Source organism: Chitinophaga niastensis (assembly GCF_003014755.1).
Taxonomy (GTDB): Bacteria; Bacteroidota; Bacteroidia; order Chitinophagales; family Chitinophagaceae; genus Chitinophaga; species Chitinophaga niastensis.
In genome coordinates this window covers 2,024,653-2,039,924 of record NZ_PYAW01000001.1, presented here as the reverse complement: position 1 = coordinate 2,039,924, position 15,272 = coordinate 2,024,653, and the positions used below count along the sequence as shown (strand labels likewise).

General features: G+C 41.4%; 14 protein-coding genes. 7 read left to right on the top strand and 7 right to left on the bottom strand.

Annotated elements, in window-relative coordinates; genetic code table 11:
* Nucleotides 1–168: 168 nt before the first annotated feature.
* The 6 genes from CLV51_RS08445 to CLV51_RS08420 all read left to right on the top strand — a co-directional run bounded on the left by CLV51_RS08445 (nucleotide 169) and on the right by CLV51_RS08420 (nucleotide 9,268).
* A complete protein-coding gene (locus CLV51_RS08445) occupies nucleotides 169–846 on the top strand; it encodes an RNA polymerase sigma factor (RefSeq protein WP_106527519.1) in 678 nt (225 codons plus the stop codon).
* 79 nt (nucleotides 847–925) lie between these two features.
* Nucleotides 926–2,173, top strand: a complete 1,248-nt coding sequence (locus CLV51_RS08440) for a FecR family protein (protein WP_106527518.1) — start codon at nucleotides 926–928, stop codon at nucleotides 2,171–2,173.
* A gap of 171 nt (nucleotides 2,174–2,344) precedes the next feature.
* Nucleotides 2,345–5,785: a SusC/RagA family TonB-linked outer membrane protein gene (locus CLV51_RS08435; RefSeq protein ID WP_158266956.1), complete on the top strand. Its 3,441-nt coding sequence runs from the start codon at nucleotides 2,345–2,347 to the stop codon at nucleotides 5,783–5,785.
* 27 nt (nucleotides 5,786–5,812) lie between these two features.
* A complete protein-coding gene (locus CLV51_RS08430; protein WP_106527516.1) occupies nucleotides 5,813–7,390 on the top strand; it encodes a SusD/RagB family nutrient-binding outer membrane lipoprotein in 1,578 nt (525 codons plus the stop codon).
* A gap of 31 nt (nucleotides 7,391–7,421) precedes the next feature.
* Nucleotides 7,422–8,459: a DUF1735 domain-containing protein gene (locus CLV51_RS08425; protein ID WP_106527515.1), complete on the top strand. Its 1,038-nt coding sequence runs from the start codon at nucleotides 7,422–7,424 to the stop codon at nucleotides 8,457–8,459.
* Between the two features lie 29 nt (nucleotides 8,460–8,488).
* A complete protein-coding gene (locus CLV51_RS08420) occupies nucleotides 8,489–9,268 on the top strand; it encodes a zinc metalloprotease (RefSeq protein ID WP_106527514.1) in 780 nt (259 codons plus the stop codon).
* Nucleotides 9,269–9,460: 192 nt separating this feature from the next.
* Here CLV51_RS08420 and CLV51_RS08415 read toward each other — a convergent pair whose 3' ends face one another.
* On the bottom strand, nucleotides 9,461–10,360 hold the full coding sequence (locus CLV51_RS08415; protein ID WP_106527513.1) for an alpha/beta hydrolase: 900 nt from the start codon (nucleotides 10,358–10,360) through the stop codon (nucleotides 9,461–9,463).
* Nucleotides 10,361–10,456: 96 nt separating this feature from the next.
* Here CLV51_RS08415 and CLV51_RS08410 point away from each other — a divergent pair, with 96 nt between their 5' ends.
* Entirely contained in the window at nucleotides 10,457–11,326 is an 870-nt protein-coding gene (locus CLV51_RS08410) for a LysR family transcriptional regulator (RefSeq protein ID WP_106527512.1), read from the top strand.
* Nucleotides 11,327–11,590: 264 nt separating this feature from the next.
* Here CLV51_RS08410 and CLV51_RS08405 read toward each other — a convergent pair whose 3' ends face one another.
* The 6 genes from CLV51_RS08405 to CLV51_RS08380 all read right to left on the bottom strand — a co-directional run bounded on the left by CLV51_RS08405 (nucleotide 11,591) and on the right by CLV51_RS08380 (nucleotide 15,272).
* Nucleotides 11,591–12,676, bottom strand: coding sequence for an NAD(P)H-dependent flavin oxidoreductase (locus CLV51_RS08405; protein ID WP_106527511.1), 1,086 nt, complete (start codon nucleotides 12,674–12,676; stop codon nucleotides 11,591–11,593).
* 125 nt (nucleotides 12,677–12,801) lie between these two features.
* A complete protein-coding gene (locus tag CLV51_RS08400) occupies nucleotides 12,802–13,371 on the bottom strand; it encodes a Crp/Fnr family transcriptional regulator (RefSeq protein WP_245898654.1) in 570 nt (189 codons plus the stop codon).
* A 153-nt stretch (nucleotides 13,372–13,524) separates the two neighbouring features.
* Nucleotides 13,525–14,367, bottom strand: a complete 843-nt coding sequence (locus CLV51_RS08395) for an SDR family NAD(P)-dependent oxidoreductase (RefSeq protein WP_106527510.1) — start codon at nucleotides 14,365–14,367, stop codon at nucleotides 13,525–13,527.
* An 11-nt stretch (nucleotides 14,368–14,378) separates the two neighbouring features.
* Nucleotides 14,379–14,840 (bottom strand): nuclear transport factor 2 family protein, encoded by a 462-nt coding sequence (locus tag CLV51_RS08390; RefSeq protein ID WP_106527509.1) that lies wholly within the window; start codon nucleotides 14,838–14,840, stop codon nucleotides 14,379–14,381.
* 6 nt (nucleotides 14,841–14,846) lie between these two features.
* Nucleotides 14,847–14,981, bottom strand: a complete 135-nt coding sequence (locus tag CLV51_RS29765) for a hypothetical protein (protein WP_281261517.1) — start codon at nucleotides 14,979–14,981, stop codon at nucleotides 14,847–14,849.
* Between the two features lie 72 nt (nucleotides 14,982–15,053).
* Nucleotides 15,054–15,272 carry a tautomerase family protein gene (locus CLV51_RS08380; protein ID WP_106527508.1) on the bottom strand — a complete coding sequence of 73 codons (219 nt, stop codon included), beginning with the start codon at nucleotides 15,270–15,272 and terminating at the stop codon, nucleotides 15,054–15,056.

The following is a 15,272-nucleotide window of genomic DNA, read 5'->3' as shown; positions in this document are numbered from 1 at the left end:
TCCTTTAATTTCCTCCAATCATTTTAGACCCCCTTAATCGCCTTAACTGTCACTTACTACCTTACAATTAAACGCCCATTTTTTTTTCCCACTTGCCCGACAGTATGATACATCAAAACTTATAACTATATTTTCACTATTTTAGTAGGACTAAGTAATTGGCTAACAATGGAGGATAAAATGCTTTTGCTTGCGATAGCTGCGGGGGACGAAACTGCATTTATAAGATTATTTGAAAAACATAGGGCGAAAGTATATTTCACCGCCCAAAAATTATTGAAATCCGACATTAACAGCAAAGATGTATTACAGGAAGTATTTACTACCATTTGGTTAAACCGGGAATCCCTTCATGAAATCGACAACTTCAATGCCTACCTGCATACCATGGTGCGGAATAATATCTATAGTAAGCTAAGAAGAAAAAAAGCAGAAATAAAAGCTATCAAAACAATTCATGAAAATAGCACGGATATTGACAGCGGCACGGAAGAATCTATTAAGTTGCGCGACCTGCAGACTACTTTATCCAAGGCCGCCCGTTTATTAACCCCTCAGCAAAAACATGTGTACCATTTAAGCAGAACAGCAGGGTTTAGTCATGATGAAATAGCCACGCAACTGAAAATATCCAAAGAAACCGTTAAGAAACATATAATGGCCGCCAACAAAGTTGTCCAAACCTTTTTGCGGGATCAAAGCTTCTTACTGGTAATTCTGTTATGCGTTTGCGACTACACACACAATTTTGGTGAAGTCTACCCATCCCCCCATGAAGACCACTCTCATTCGAATGAAATTAATACCTTGATTTCAAATACGTTAGATGATACTGTGGTTTTCTGAAAAAAATATTTTTTTTTATCTACCCCTTTGTATAAATGCGGTGCGTCTAATACTTTTAGTGGCACTTATATAAGCGTTTATGCAGGACCGATTGCTGGAATTATTCCATAAATATGTAAATGATAGCTGTTCCGAAGAAGAACTATCGGAATTATTTGATTTATTCTCCCTTCCCGGAAATAAAATAACTGTAAAGGAGCTGATTGCCCAAACTATTGAGGACATTTACCAGCACCCGGAAAAAATCAATATACTTTTAAGTAATACGGATGCCGAAAACGTATTGAGCCAAATACTTACCAACACACCTGATATAGCTACTAAAACCGATAGACAACCAAAGAAATTATTTTCCAGGTGGCGGTACCAGGCAGCGGCAGCAATGGTAGCAGCGCTTGTTGGCGTGTCATATTATTATTACGCTCACCGTTCCGTAAATACTCCGTTACAGGAAGTGGCTCAAACCACACCCAATCCTTTGAATATTACCAGTGGAGGTAATAAGGCTACCCTTACCCTAAACAACGGGCAAACAATCGTATTAGACAGTGCACAGAACGGACTGCTTGCGATGCAGGGAACAGGCCGCATAGTAAAACCTAAAAGTGGTGAAATCATTTATAGTACAGAAGAAAAGAATGATGAAAAAATACTGTACAACAACATTAGCACACCCCGTGGTGGCCAATATTCCCTGCAACTATCTGATGGCAGTAAAGTATGGTTGAACGCCGCTTCCTCCATCAGATTCCCGGTAGTTTTTCCTGCCACAGAACGAAAGGTATACATTACCGGAGAGGCATACTTTGAAGTCAAACACCTGGTAGGTGCCCGCGATCAATCGGTGCCGTTTATCGTTGAAGCAGATAATAAATCAGCCGGTAAAGCTGGCTTTAGTGTGGAAGTGTTAGGAACCAGGTTCAATATAAACTCGTACTCAAATGAACCGTTTGCCAGCACCACCTTATTAGAAGGAAAAGTAAAAGTACAATCACATAGCTCCCTGCAAACCCGGTTATTGTCACCTAACCAGCAGGTAAATATGGCCCGGAATGGAGAAATGAACCTCAATGAGCAGGTAGATGTCAATTCAGTAATAGCATGGAAAAACGGATATTCTCAATTTTCCGCTGTACCCCTTTCTGCTGTAATGAGACAAATAGAAAGATGGTACGATGTAAATGTTCAGTTTGAAGATCATGTCACAGATGTAAAATTCACAGGTAAATTAAAACGCAACGAAAATCTATCTGAGTTCTTAAAAATATTAGATCTAAATAATATCAAATATGCGGTAAATAATTCCACCATTATTATCAAAAAATAAAAAAACCTGATGAAATCAATCAGGAATCAACCATTAAATTAATACAAACGTCTTTGAATTTAAGGATGCCAAAGTCTATTGCTCATTACTCAACCAAGAAACATGATGTTTTTTACTAATGTATTTGAAAAAATACAGCTATTTACACTCCCTAACAAAACGCTACGCAAGATGAAAACGACCTTTGTCTTTCTGTTGGCTGCCAGTATTCAGCTAAGCGCTAAATCTTATTCACAGAACGTTACACTGAAAGGAGAAAAATTGAATGTCCGGCAAATATTTACAGCTATAGAGAGCCAGACCGACTATGTATTTTTTTACAAAGATGGCACACTGACACTAACCACACCCGTCACGGTAAATCTGAATAATGTTTCTGTAGCAGATGCGTTGACAACCTGTTTAAAGGAACAACCACTGCGTTACTCTATTATAGGACGTAACATCATTGTATTAAAATCAGATCCACCCAATCGTAATGCCACCACAACTTCCGCCATTCAGCAGCCACCATTGCTTATCAGGGGTGTGGTAACGGATGCCAAAGGAACACCATTAACCGGCGTAACGATAAGGATTAAAGGTACTTCACTTGGTACCAGCACTGATACCAATGGTCGTTTTCAACTTTCTGTGCCGAACAACAGTTCCAAAATTTTAGTATTCAGCTACATTGGAACAGAAACCGTAGAAATACCGGTTGCAAACGAAACCCCCATCACCATACGCTTAAAACCAACGGCCACCTTTCAACAGGAAGTGGTGGTTACTGCTTATGGTATCAAACGCCAGCCAAAAGAGCTGGGATATGCTACTACTACCATTAGTGGTAAAGAATTAAACCAGGCTGAAAACATCAATGCAACTTCCGGGTTAATTGGTAAAGTATCCGGACTTTCCATTCAAACACAAGACAACAACCTGGATCCCTCTTATAAAATCAACTTACGCGGTAACAGGTCTATTACGGGAAATAATGCCGCTATTGTTGTACTGGACGGGGCCATTGTACAACCTTATATTCTGAACAACATCAATCCCAATGATATTGAAAGCGTAAATGTGCTCAAAGGTAGTGCTGCAGCTTCATTGTATGGGTCTAACGGTAGCAATGGCGCGTTGATTATTACCACTAAGAAACCAGCCGTTGGTAAAACAGAAATCAACTTTAAAACCAGCATACAGTGGGAAAGTATTTCCAAACTACCTAATCTGCAAAATTCCTATGGCGGCTGGGGAGGGGAATCTAACTATGCAGACCCTGTAACCGGACAAACCATAAATGTTCCCTTTGAAAATCAACAATTCGGTCCTAAGTACGATGGAAGCATCGTTGATGTAGGAACACCCAAGCGGATATTTAATAACGACGGCACCTATAAAGACACGGTGATAAGAACTACTTACTCCCCGAAAAAAGGTGCACGTACCGATTTTTTCCAAACCGGCATTACCAAACAGTATGATTTGTCGCTGGGCACCGCTACTCCAAACAGCACAACATATGTTGCCTACCAGAGAACAGACAGGTCAGATATCATCCCGGAAAATAAGTTGTCAAAAAACTTCTTTAAACTTAATGGAAGTAACAAATATAGTATTTTGAACATCGACTATGCGCTGGCCTATACAAACACCAATACTGACCAAATATGGAACAGAGGAAGTTTATACAACCAAATCTTAAACTCTCCGGCACATGTTGATTTAAACTGGTTTAAAAGCGGTTTTTTCTCTTCTCCTGACAATTACTACAACGCCTGGAATGATAATCCATGGTGGAACTTAAATAACTTCAGAACAAAAAGCAGCGATAATAAATTTGTGGGGAATGTGGGAGCAAAGCTGGCAATAACAGACAACATAGAAGCCAGTTACAGATTCGGTTATACCTACAGTTCCTATAATTATAAAAACACCGGTAATGGCTGGAAATACTCCGACTATGAGCAAACCAATCCCTATAATATTCCGGGAGGGACCCAGGCATCAAACAGAAAAGTGTTATTGCCCACAACAGGCGGTGGATCAAGCTTTGAATCACGTATAACCGGTGATTTGTTATTGACATTCAAAAAGAAGTTGTCTGAAAATATTAACTCAAAACTCTTATTGGGACACTCCATCGTACAGGATAAGTACAATGCTGAAGATTTTGGTGCAGGCACACTCGCATTTAATGACTTTTATAATGTATCCAGTTATATTGGTCAGCAAACTGCCAGCGAAAGTCTGGCAAAACGCAATCAGCAGGCAGCATTTGCTGATTTGTCTTTCGGTATAAATCAGTACCTCTTTCTACACGGCAGTTATCGTTTTGACTGGACCTCTATCCTCTCTGCTTCTAACAGAAGATTTTCCTATGGATCGGCTGATGCGGCGTTCATTCTTTCTGATGCGTTCCCAAAATTGTTCAATAACAACGTGGTGAATTTTGGGAAGGTAAGAATAGCATACAGCCAAACAGGGCAGGTAAACCTGAGTACTATTAGTACTTATGGTTCTTATCTGACCACTCCTTCATTCAACGTTGCTACTAATTATCCATTTAATAATAATGTGGGTTACAGTAAAAATATGCTGGCTCCCAATCCCAATTTGAGAGATGAACGGACAACAGAAATAGAAGGAGGTATTGAACTAAGTTTCCTGAAAAACAGGATTAACTTTACTGGAACGGTTTTCAGGCAAAGAACAAAAAACCAGACGATTCCTTCCCAGGTATCTCCTGCAACAGGGTTTTCTTCTATGCTGGTGAATGGTGGAGAAACCTCCAATTTTGGCGTAGAATCAGATATTAAATTTACACTCATTAATAACAGATCCGCCGACTTCAGATGGGATGTAGGCGCCAACTTCACCTATATCAACAATAAAGTAATTTCATTACCTAATAATGGCGCCGATTTGTCAATGACAAATGACGCGTATGCGGTAGTAGGATATGCTTTCCCGGCATTAAAAGTAACTGATTTCTCCAGAGATCCCGCCACTGGAAAAGTGATCGTCGATTATAACGGCTATCCTACACGTGCAGCGGCTTATAAGTTCATGGGCTCCATTTTTCAACCCTATCGCTTAGGTCTGACAACCTCCGTTTCTTTCAAAAATTTCGGACTCTCGATCGTAGCAGACTACAGAGGCGGTGGTGTATTGTTTAATCAGGTTGGACAAACATTAGACTGGACAGGAGCCTCCGAACACTCTACTTATGGTGATCGCCAGCGATTTGTATTCCCTAATTCTGTTTATGATAATGGAAGCGGACATTATGTGGACAACAAGTCCAGACAAATTGCCAATGTGTACCAGTTTTGGCAGGCATATAGCACCATTGGAACACCATATGTTACCAGCAATGCTTTCTGGAAACTCAGAGAAGTAGTATTGTCCTATACCTTACCAGTATCTGTTTTCAGTGGATCTAAAACTATCAAGGGCGCTACAGTAGCGGTTACCGGCAGGAATTTATTGATGTGGAGACCCGCAGAAAATATCTGGACTGATCCCGAATTTAATCTTGGTGGCGCCTATAATGCAGATGGCACCACCAACACTTCACAAACACCACCAACAAGATTTATAGGTGGAAGTATTAGCGTCAGGTTTTAATTTTTTTCAACAGGAAACTTTTACAAAATGAAAGTACTAACTAAATATTTATTCGTTTTGTTGCTGATAGCAGGGATGTCGGCTTGCTCAAAAACATATTTTGATATAAATGAAAATAATCCCAATAATCCAAACAACGTAGATATCGATCTGGTATTGTCTCCGCAATTAAGGAACATTGCCTATATACAGCATATGGGGTCAGATGATATGTCGTACTGGATGGGTTATTGGACTATTGGGGGAGGTTCCTTTGTGAACTCATATGTGTTCAATTATACCTTTGACAACAAATGGTTTCAGGGTATGTGGACCAGCTATTACAATTATCTTGGAAATTTGCAATACATAGACCAACACGCAAATGGTAACAATTTTTACAGAGGTATTGTAAAAACAATGAATGTCGTTTGTTATCATAACCTGATTGATCTGTTTGGAAATATTCCGTACACACAGGCATTACAGATCGATAAATACCCGACACCTGCATATGACGATGCGGCAACCATTTACAATAATTTATACCAGCAATTGGATAGCGCCAGAGACTTAATTAAGAACTGGTCAGGAAATGTGCCCAAAGGTGATATTATGTACAACGGGAATAAAGGCAATTGGGTTAAATTTATCAATACCCTCCAACTAAGACTGATTCTCAGAGTGAGTCAATTAACAACAAAACCACCGTACTATGCTACTGCATTGAAAAATTTGCTCAATAGTGCGGCATCCGACGGATACATTTCAAGCGTGGAAACAGAAGGAAATGTAAACCCCGGTTTTTTCAACCAAACCGGAAAAGGTAATCCCCTGGTAGAAAGATTTTGGAATATCAGCCAGAATCAGCAAACATCCAGCTACAACTATTACCGGGCAAATGCAGCGGCTGTTAATTTTTATTGGGATGGATTCAATGGCTATGGCGACTGGCGACTGTATAGGATGTACGCCCCATATGATAATAATTCAAACCACTTTAAAGGTGCATATTTTGGCGTACCAACTGCCAATAACGATACCTTATCAGGTTTGTCCTGGGGGGATAATGTGAATGGCACCTTCTCGGGAACTAACGGTTTTGGAATTATTAAAAACGTTAATCAACCTATTCCAATGATGACGTCATTTGAAAGTTATTTCTTACAAGCCGAGGCGGCCTATAGCAATATTATTCCGGGCGACTACAAAGCGTTATATAAAAATGGGGTTCGTGCGAACTTCACCTATCTATATAAAGGCTCTTTGCCAGATCCTTCCGGTAATATTGCCTATCAGCCCAACGATGCTATTGCAGACGCAAATGGTTATATGACGCAGACTTCAGGGAAGGTCAACAACTTCAATATAGAGCTGACTACCGACCCGTTGCAAACCATCTTGTCTCAAAAATGGATTTCCATGAATGGGGTAAATCCATTCGAACCCTATGCCGATTTCCGCCGCACCGGATGGCCCACTTATATTTATGGTTCTAAATATCCCGGGGCACCAGCTTTACCCAAAAGAGTGTTTTATCCAAGTATAGAATATGCCACCAATACGGCTAATGTAAAGGCTCAGGGAGAAGATGTACTTACTAAAAAAATATTCTGGGGCAGATAATTTTGAATAGTTTCTTACAAAATACTGAAAGATGAAAAAGCATTTCAACCTGATATATATAAGTCTCCTGGCAATCACTGTGCAGTCTTGCCTGAAAGACAAATTTGGCGTATCCCTTTCGGATGTGCCGGCCACCAGCATCGTAGAATTGGCTCCTTTGGATAATGGCGCCACCACATCATTGGATAGTCGCATAAAAACGATCACCCGATTACCTTCTACACTAAAAGCAGTTGACACTATTACCATTCCGGTTTATATTGCCAATACCGCCGGACCTTTAAACCAGGATGTAACGGTGACACTCACACGGGATACCGCTGCCATCGCCAAATATAATATCGCTAAAAGAACGAATTGGACCTTCTTTCCGGAAAATACGATCGTCAGCGAAAATTTAAAAGTGACGATACCTGCTGGTAAAAATGTAGGCTACTTTACATTGGTGGTGAATACACAGAACGTAAAACCGACCGATAAGTATATGATAGCCTACAATATTGCCGAAGTACCCAAACCGCTATCTATCAGTACGGACAGGTTTTATGTGTATTACAAACTGGTTGTTAAAAACAAGTACGACGGTTTTTATTCATTACGATCCGGAGGTATGACAGACTATCAGTTCCCGCAGAATACTTTTATTGGTAGTACTACGGTCGACTTAGTGACCGTGGATGACTCTACCTGTATCATGAGAGACTCCTATGTGTTTAACAATGGTTATTCAGACCCGTATAATAACCCATTAAACGCACACATATTCTGGAGTACTGCCAGCAACAGCTGGAACTGGTACGGATATTTTTGCCCGGTATTGCATTTTAATTCAAATGGAAATGGTCAGATAGTACGTGTAACCAATTATTTCGGACAGCCGGACCCTGTAAGAGGGCGCTCTGCTGCTTTAAGTCCTGCTCCTGCAGAAGCAGCCGCATCTGCCTGGGATCCGGCAACCCGGAATGTAACGGCATATTACTTAATGTACGATGGAACCTATAAAGGAGGGTGGATGGGATCCAAAACATGGTATTACGATAACCTGACTTTTGTAAGTGATAGACCCTAAACTAAATTTTAACCTGGAACACGTTTTTTATGCAACAAAAATATATTATCGCTGCAGCACTGTTACTTTGCTTTAGCTGCACCAAATCAAAGCAGCAGCAGGAGCTGTTCTTTGAAAATAACCTGGTAAACATTAAGCCGGCAGACAATATTTGGTTTAATAAAAAAGTAGATTTTTCAAAAAGTAAAAACATTACCGTATTTGTCGATAACAGGCTTTCAGGCGCCGATGGAAATGTAGTAGCAAAGGCCATTAACGCTGCGATTCCGGTAGCCCAAAAATATCTCAATCAATTATCTCTAAACATTAACATTACAACCATCACCTACGGCGATGTGATACCGCCCTTAGGAACCAGCTACAGCGTGGTTATCAGAGGAGATAACAGCGGAACAAATGCCGCACCCGCATGGGCACATATCCCCGGTGGCACAGGAAATGTAGGAGATTTGATTTCCATCAACCTCGATTTAAATCAAACCAGTTTAAGTTGGGCGCATGTATATTATACCAGATTACTCGTACACGAATTCTTACATACCCTTGGCTATGGACACACCGGCGCTGTATCTGGTGGCGACTATGACACTAATGTGGAGGAAATGGCGATACCTAATACACATAATACCCCACAAGACCCATCCCTCGCACTAATGTCAAGCTACAACTCTCTCTATTCCCTAACCGGTTATAACGGCGCACCAGCCGATTTTGATTCAGGCACCAACCCGTATTATGTTTTTACAAAGGGTGATCTGGCACAATTAAACTGGTACTATACACTTAAGCCGCCGTACGACATCTATTAATTATTATTCGCGGACTTTCTCCAAATCAGTGGTAAAAAGGTTCGAACATTGTCCCATCCGGTCCGCTAAAATTAAGAGAAACCTGCACTAGTTGCAGGTTTCTCTTTTTTAGTCGGTTTTGGATCAAGTTGAATTTAATTTATTCGATAAGCCCGAATGCTGTTGTGATCATACCTATCAATCCAAACCTCCTCATTTTACTAATTTATATCTGATATACTCCGCTATTGTTGCAATTGCCTCTTTGCCCTGATCTATTACGCCTCCCATCTGCATGAAACCATGTATCATTTTCGGGTAAAGCTTTTCAGTTACCTGCACATTCGCATGGCGAAGTTTTTTTGCATAGGCCATAGCTTCATCCCGCAGTGGATCATATTCTGCTGTTATAATGAACGTATCAGGCATGCCTGACAGATCATCGTTGAATATTGGTGCCGCATTGATTTTATCTTCCGTATAATACTCCCATAACTGAATAGCCTGTTTTAAGGTTAAAATAGGGCCTTCTGCAAACTCTGACCAGGAGGGGGTTGCAAAAGATGAGTCAGTAGCGGGGTATATGAGTATCTGGCATAAAATGTTATTCAGCTTTCCTGCTACAGCAGTAGCTAATGTACCTCCGGCGCTATCTCCGGCTACGGCCATATAATGGCTATCTATTCCCAGTTCTTCTGCATGGTTTATGATCCATGCTGTTGTGTCGACACAATCATTCAAACCATGAGGAAATGGGTATTCAGGGGCAAGCCTGTAATCAACTGAGATAATGACTACCCCTGATAAATTGGCAAGCTGCCGTAAAGGACGGTCATGTGTTGCAAGACTTCCTTTGAAGAACCCGCCGCCATGAAAATAGACTACTGCCGGTAATGTTTTTTTGTTATCAGGTCTGTAAATCCTGATGTTAATTTTTCGGTCAGTAAATTCGATGGTTTTGTCTTCGACTGCAAATACGGCTTCCTGCTCTCCTGCAAGTGGTATCAACTTTTCATAGAATGCTCTTGAAGCTTGCAACTTGTCTTCGATATGCGTAACGTTAACTGAATGAATGAAAGTCAATACGTCCTGTACCTGTGGTAAAATCTCCATTTTATTATCGTTTGAAGACAAATTTCCGCTGTAGAGATATATAACTAAAATAGCTTAATTTATAGGCGGTCATAAAAATAATTATAACTTTATTGTATGGTAAATCTGGAGTGGTACAGAACATTTAAAGCTGTCTATCAAACAGGATCACTAACCGCCGCATCAAAGACGTTGTTTATATCACAGCCTAATGTGAGTCAGCATCTCTCTTTATTGGAAGCACATGTTGGAAAGGCATTATTTGAACGGAAGCCGAAAATAGTGCCTACAGATTATGGTAAGTTGTTTTATACAGAGGTAGTCGAGCCATTGGAAAAGTTGGAGAAAGTGGAGGCGAATTTCAATGCTGCCTGCTTTAAAAAACAGTTGCCCATCATCCGGCTGGGTGCTGTGCAGGAGTATTTTCAGGCCGTATTATCTGAAAATATAACCGCCATTGAACCGAATCTTATTTTGTCCTTTGGACGCACCAAAGAGTTACTTGGCAGGTTGCACAAAGGTACATTGGATTTTGTGGTCGCTACTAAGTTGACCGATTATAAGCACCTTGTTTTTGAGCCTATCCGGCAAGAGATTTTTATCATCGCTGGCAGTAAAACAATTGACACCACTGAATTTGATAATTACGTTAGTGAAGAAAATTGGGAAAGTGGAGAAGCATGGTTGTTATCACAGCCCTGGTTTGCATATACCACAGATCTTGCTATCATACGCAGGTTCTGGCAAAAGAACTTCTACAAACGTCCGGCTATTAAACCATACTGTGTAATACCGGACATGAATCTGATCTTAAAATCACTGAAGCACTGCTCTGCTTTGACAATAGCGGCAGATTACCTATTGAACGATGACCTGAAGGTAATCTGGCGTGGTAGGATACCGATAGAGAATGTATTGTATCTGGCTTACGATAAAACAAAGGTTACATCAGATCAGGTGAAGTTAATGAAGCAATTTTGCCAATAAACCGTCCAATTTTGCTCAAATCTTTCGCAAAAAGGTTCGAACATTGTCCCCCTCCACCCCGCGAGGATCTAATTAAAGTCGCATGAATCTTAAGATTTATGCGACTTTTCTGTTTTTGCAGGTAAAGGTAAACTACATCAAACGAATCTGAAAGGTTACAAATTAGGATACAAGGAATTGGCAAACATTTGCGGTATCAATTAGGTCTGCGTTTATTTATTTTCAGGCATGAGCTATCAAGTCTCTGTGGATAGTGGGTTACAGTTATTTTTTCAGATGATCGAAATATGCTGTAGTTTCTTCCAGAATGAACTTCATCAGATCAGCTGCTTTCTTATGTTTTAGTACTGGTGCTATCTGGCCGCCCCAAAACTGGATGATGTCCCATTTTTCCTGTTCTGTAGCCTCTTTCCTTAAATGCGACATGAACTGGGTTTGCAGCGGGAAAGGCAGAAAGTCTTTTTCTTTATGAATCAGATCCTGTGCGATTCGGTTAGTTATTCCCCTGCCAAGTCTTCCGGTAAATGCCCGTGACAGCGTAGTATACTTAGCTGCATTTGAAAACAGCATTTGCCGGTGCGTGACTGTGGCATTAGATTCGTCGGTTGCCAGGAAGGCCGTACCAATCTGCGCAGCGTCGGCGCCAAGTGCCAACGCTGCAGCAACACCTTTTCCGTTAGCAATGCCGCCTGCGGCGATAACTGGTCTTTTTACCTTTTCTTTAATTAATTGGAGCAATACGAATGTTCCGGTAGTAGATGATTCGGCTGATGCAAGGAAAGATGGCCGATGCCCTCCGGCTTCAAAACCTGAAGCAATGATCAGGTCGACTCCAGCTGACTCCAGTGCTATGGCTTCGTCCAGCGTAGTTGCCGCTCCTATGGTGACGATACCAAGCCGGCGGCATTGTTCAAGGATATCATCAGCCGGGATACCAAACATAAAGCTGAATACAGGTGGTCTCTGATGCAGGATCACATCTACCTGGTTTTCAAAACGGGATTTGAACGGTGCCGGTTTTTCAGGTAAGGCTATTCCCAGCTCGTCAAAATAAGGTTTGAATAAAGCCTGGGCCAGTTTAAACTGTTCATCTGAAACAGTACCATCCGGCGTATCTGTATCCGAAACCCACAGATTGATATTATAGGGCTTGTTAGTTGCGGCCTTGATCTGCTGATCCACCTGAATAATTTCCTGCGGACTTAATGAATAGGCTCCGTAGCCCCCAAGCCCGCCAGCGTTGGATACTGTTGATACCAGTTCGACAGATGAGAGGTTTCCGCCGAATGGACCCTGCAGAATAGGATATTCAATGCCCAGTATTTCCGATGCTTTTGTTTGATACCACATAATGCTAAAATGTTTAAATCTATTACACAACAAAGTACGGCAGGAAAATCGAGGTGACTGTGTGACCTGTATCACATTTGTGGGAGCGATAATATTTATCTGATACAAGTCACGTCTAATGCATGTTACAACCGGCTGAGTGTCTCTCTTGAAACACCCAGATAAGCAGCGATCAGTTTTTTAGGAACCATATTATAAAGTTCCGGATACAATTTCAACAATTCTTCATACCGGTGTTTCACATTATTATTCATGAAGGACAACAGTCTTTTTTGAGCCGCAACATATCCTCTATTGGTCCGCCACCGAAAAAAATGCTCCACCTTATGCAATTCGTTACACAGTTTTTCCCGATCACTATTGCTAAGACAAAGGACTTCTGCATCGGTAATACAATCTACATTGACGGTGGCTTTGGTATGGTTATATAATGCATTATAGTCAGAGACCCACCAGGTAGACATGGCAAACTGCAAGATGAACATTTTCAGGTCATCATTGATAAAAAAGGATTTTAAGCAGCCGGAAATTACAAAGTATTCACTATCTACCGGATCGCCTTCGGTAATAATGGCCTGTCCTTTTTTAAAACTTTGTTTTTTAAAATGCGAGAATAAATAATCAAACTGCTCATCAGTCAGTACAGCTATTTTCTCTATGTGAGCTTTTAAAATTTCCTTAGCTTCCATTGCCATATAAGCTGTATTTCATAGTATTCTTTAAAGTTAAATATTTTCAGATAGAAAATCGGGGACTGACTCAAATACTATGGCTTAACCTGGATGCCGGTCAACAGCGATGATTGCCCCGGTAAAGGCTTCCGGCGCTTCCTGTGGCACAAATACCGGTCATGATTGAAAATCTGCTTTGATCGTTATTGGTTTCCACTGTTCCAGTTCTGCTGACATGACAGCCAATTTTTCTGAAGTCCTGTTATAAGCATCGGCTCCAAGAAAAAGATGCATGGGTGGCGCTGCACTTTCGGCTAATGCTATAAATATTTCTGCGGCCCGATCGGGGTCACCTGGTTGCTGCCCGTTCGCTGAAAGATAACGATCACGACTATCTTTTATCGCTTTATAACCCCCGATACTGGTGGAGACCAGTGCAAGTGAGTTTTGGGTCAAAAAGCCTGTCCGGAAGCCTGAAGGCTCAGCTACCGTCACCTTAATTCCAAATTCTTTGACGTCCAGTGCAATCACTTCAGAAAAAGCAGCAACGGCAGCTTTAGTGGCTGAATAAACAGACCAGCCATGAGCGCCCGCAAAACCGGCGACCGAGCCAATATTTATAATATAGCCTGATCTCTGGCGGCGCATTACCGGCAGGATAGTCTTTACCACCTGGATGGTTGCCAGTACGTTAATATTAAAGATGTTCCTGATATCCTGTTCCCCTATTTCCTCCACTGTTCCAATCATTCCGTAGCCGGCATTGTTCACCACCACATCGATGCGTCCGAATGCTGACAGTGTTTGCTGTATAGAGTCATCAATACAATCCATGTTATTCAAATCCACTGCCAGCGGCAGAAAGCGGTCCTTGTCTATCAATCCAACCGCCTGGCTCAGCATATGTGCATTACGGGAGGTTGCAGCCACCCGGTAACCATTATCGAGCAGCTTTTTCACCAGGCTGAGTCCCAGGCCCTGGGAAGCCCCGGTTACATACCATACTTTTGAAGTGTCCATCGCTTAATGTTTTAATTGTCTAACTCAGCCACGTCTGTGATCATTTTGTTGACGATCACCCAGCGGGTATCAATTTTATGAAATGACAGGAACTCGTCATAATTGAATTCATACATTTTGACATGTACTTTGGCAACAGCTATGGAGTTGATCACATCTACCGAGATGATTGTTCCTTTAAAAGGCTTGCCGGAATCTTTGGGGCTTTGACGGTGCGCAACACCGTCAAGGTACAGATCAAGTGTTTTGGCATAAGGCTGCCCATTTACGTCCCCGAACAATAAGGTGCCGGGATTCAGAATTTTGCCCAGTACGTTAATGTCGCCTTCGTAGATACCCTTAAAGTAATAATCTTCCAGTGCCTGGGTAATTGCCAATGAATCTTGCTGATTAGTTTTCATTTTCTTTAAGTTTTGTGCGCTTACTACCAGCAACGCAGATGACAAAAGAGCGGTCAATAAAAGCGTTTTCATATTAATTTAATTCAGATTATGCCCGGCTGCCATGCCACCATCTACATTGATGATAGCACCGCTTATAAAGTTGCTTTTGGTAACGGTATACACCATTTGTGCGATGTCCTGCACTTCGCCGACACGGTTGAGCAGGTGCAATCCGGCGCTTTGATTTCCTTACCTATGCCTGATGAGGCACCGGTAACAATGATTGTTTGCTTTTTCATTATACTATTTTTTATCAGCGATGATACCTTTTTTTCTCAGTACGGACACTTGTTCTCCGGCATAGCCCCAATCATCCAGATCAATTTCAAGGATAACCACATGGGTTAGCTGCGGGTCTTTATTTAACACATCGGTGATCAGGTTTGTTATCCCTTTGATAAGGTCTTGCTTTTGTTGTCTTGTAACACCTTCGCGGGTTACTTCAATTTTGACGTATGGCAT

Bases quoted from the DNA above. Each gene is read 5' to 3' on its own strand.
- CLV51_RS08445 (WP_106527519.1), top strand. From the start codon at position 169: ATGGAGGATAAAATGCTTTTGCTTGCGATAGCTGCGGGGGACGAAACT.
- CLV51_RS08440 (WP_106527518.1), top strand. From the start codon at position 926: ATGCAGGACCGATTGCTGGAATTATTCCATAAATATGTAAATGATAGC.
- CLV51_RS08435 (WP_158266956.1), top strand. From the start codon at position 2,345: ATGAAAACGACCTTTGTCTTTCTGTTGGCTGCCAGTATTCAGCTAAGC.
- CLV51_RS08430 (WP_106527516.1), top strand. From the start codon at position 5,813: ATGAAAGTACTAACTAAATATTTATTCGTTTTGTTGCTGATAGCAGGG.
- CLV51_RS08425 (WP_106527515.1), top strand. From the start codon at position 7,422: ATGAAAAAGCATTTCAACCTGATATATATAAGTCTCCTGGCAATCACT.
- CLV51_RS08420 (WP_106527514.1), top strand. From the start codon at position 8,489: ATGCAACAAAAATATATTATCGCTGCAGCACTGTTACTTTGCTTTAGC.
- CLV51_RS08415 (WP_106527513.1), bottom strand. From the start codon at position 10,360: ATGGAGATTTTACCACAGGTACAGGACGTATTGACTTTCATTCATTCA.
- CLV51_RS08410 (WP_106527512.1), top strand. From the start codon at position 10,457: ATGGTAAATCTGGAGTGGTACAGAACATTTAAAGCTGTCTATCAAACA.
- CLV51_RS08405 (WP_106527511.1), bottom strand. From the start codon at position 12,676: ATGTGGTATCAAACAAAAGCATCGGAAATACTGGGCATTGAATATCCT.
- CLV51_RS08400 (WP_245898654.1), bottom strand. From the start codon at position 13,371: ATGGCAATGGAAGCTAAGGAAATTTTAAAAGCTCACATAGAGAAAATA.
- CLV51_RS08395 (WP_106527510.1), bottom strand. From the start codon at position 14,367: ATGGACACTTCAAAAGTATGGTATGTAACCGGGGCTTCCCAGGGCCTG.
- CLV51_RS08390 (WP_106527509.1), bottom strand. From the start codon at position 14,840: ATGAAAACGCTTTTATTGACCGCTCTTTTGTCATCTGCGTTGCTGGTA.
- CLV51_RS08380 (WP_106527508.1), bottom strand. From the start codon at position 15,272: ATGCCATACGTCAAAATTGAAGTAACCCGCGAAGGTGTTACAAGACAA.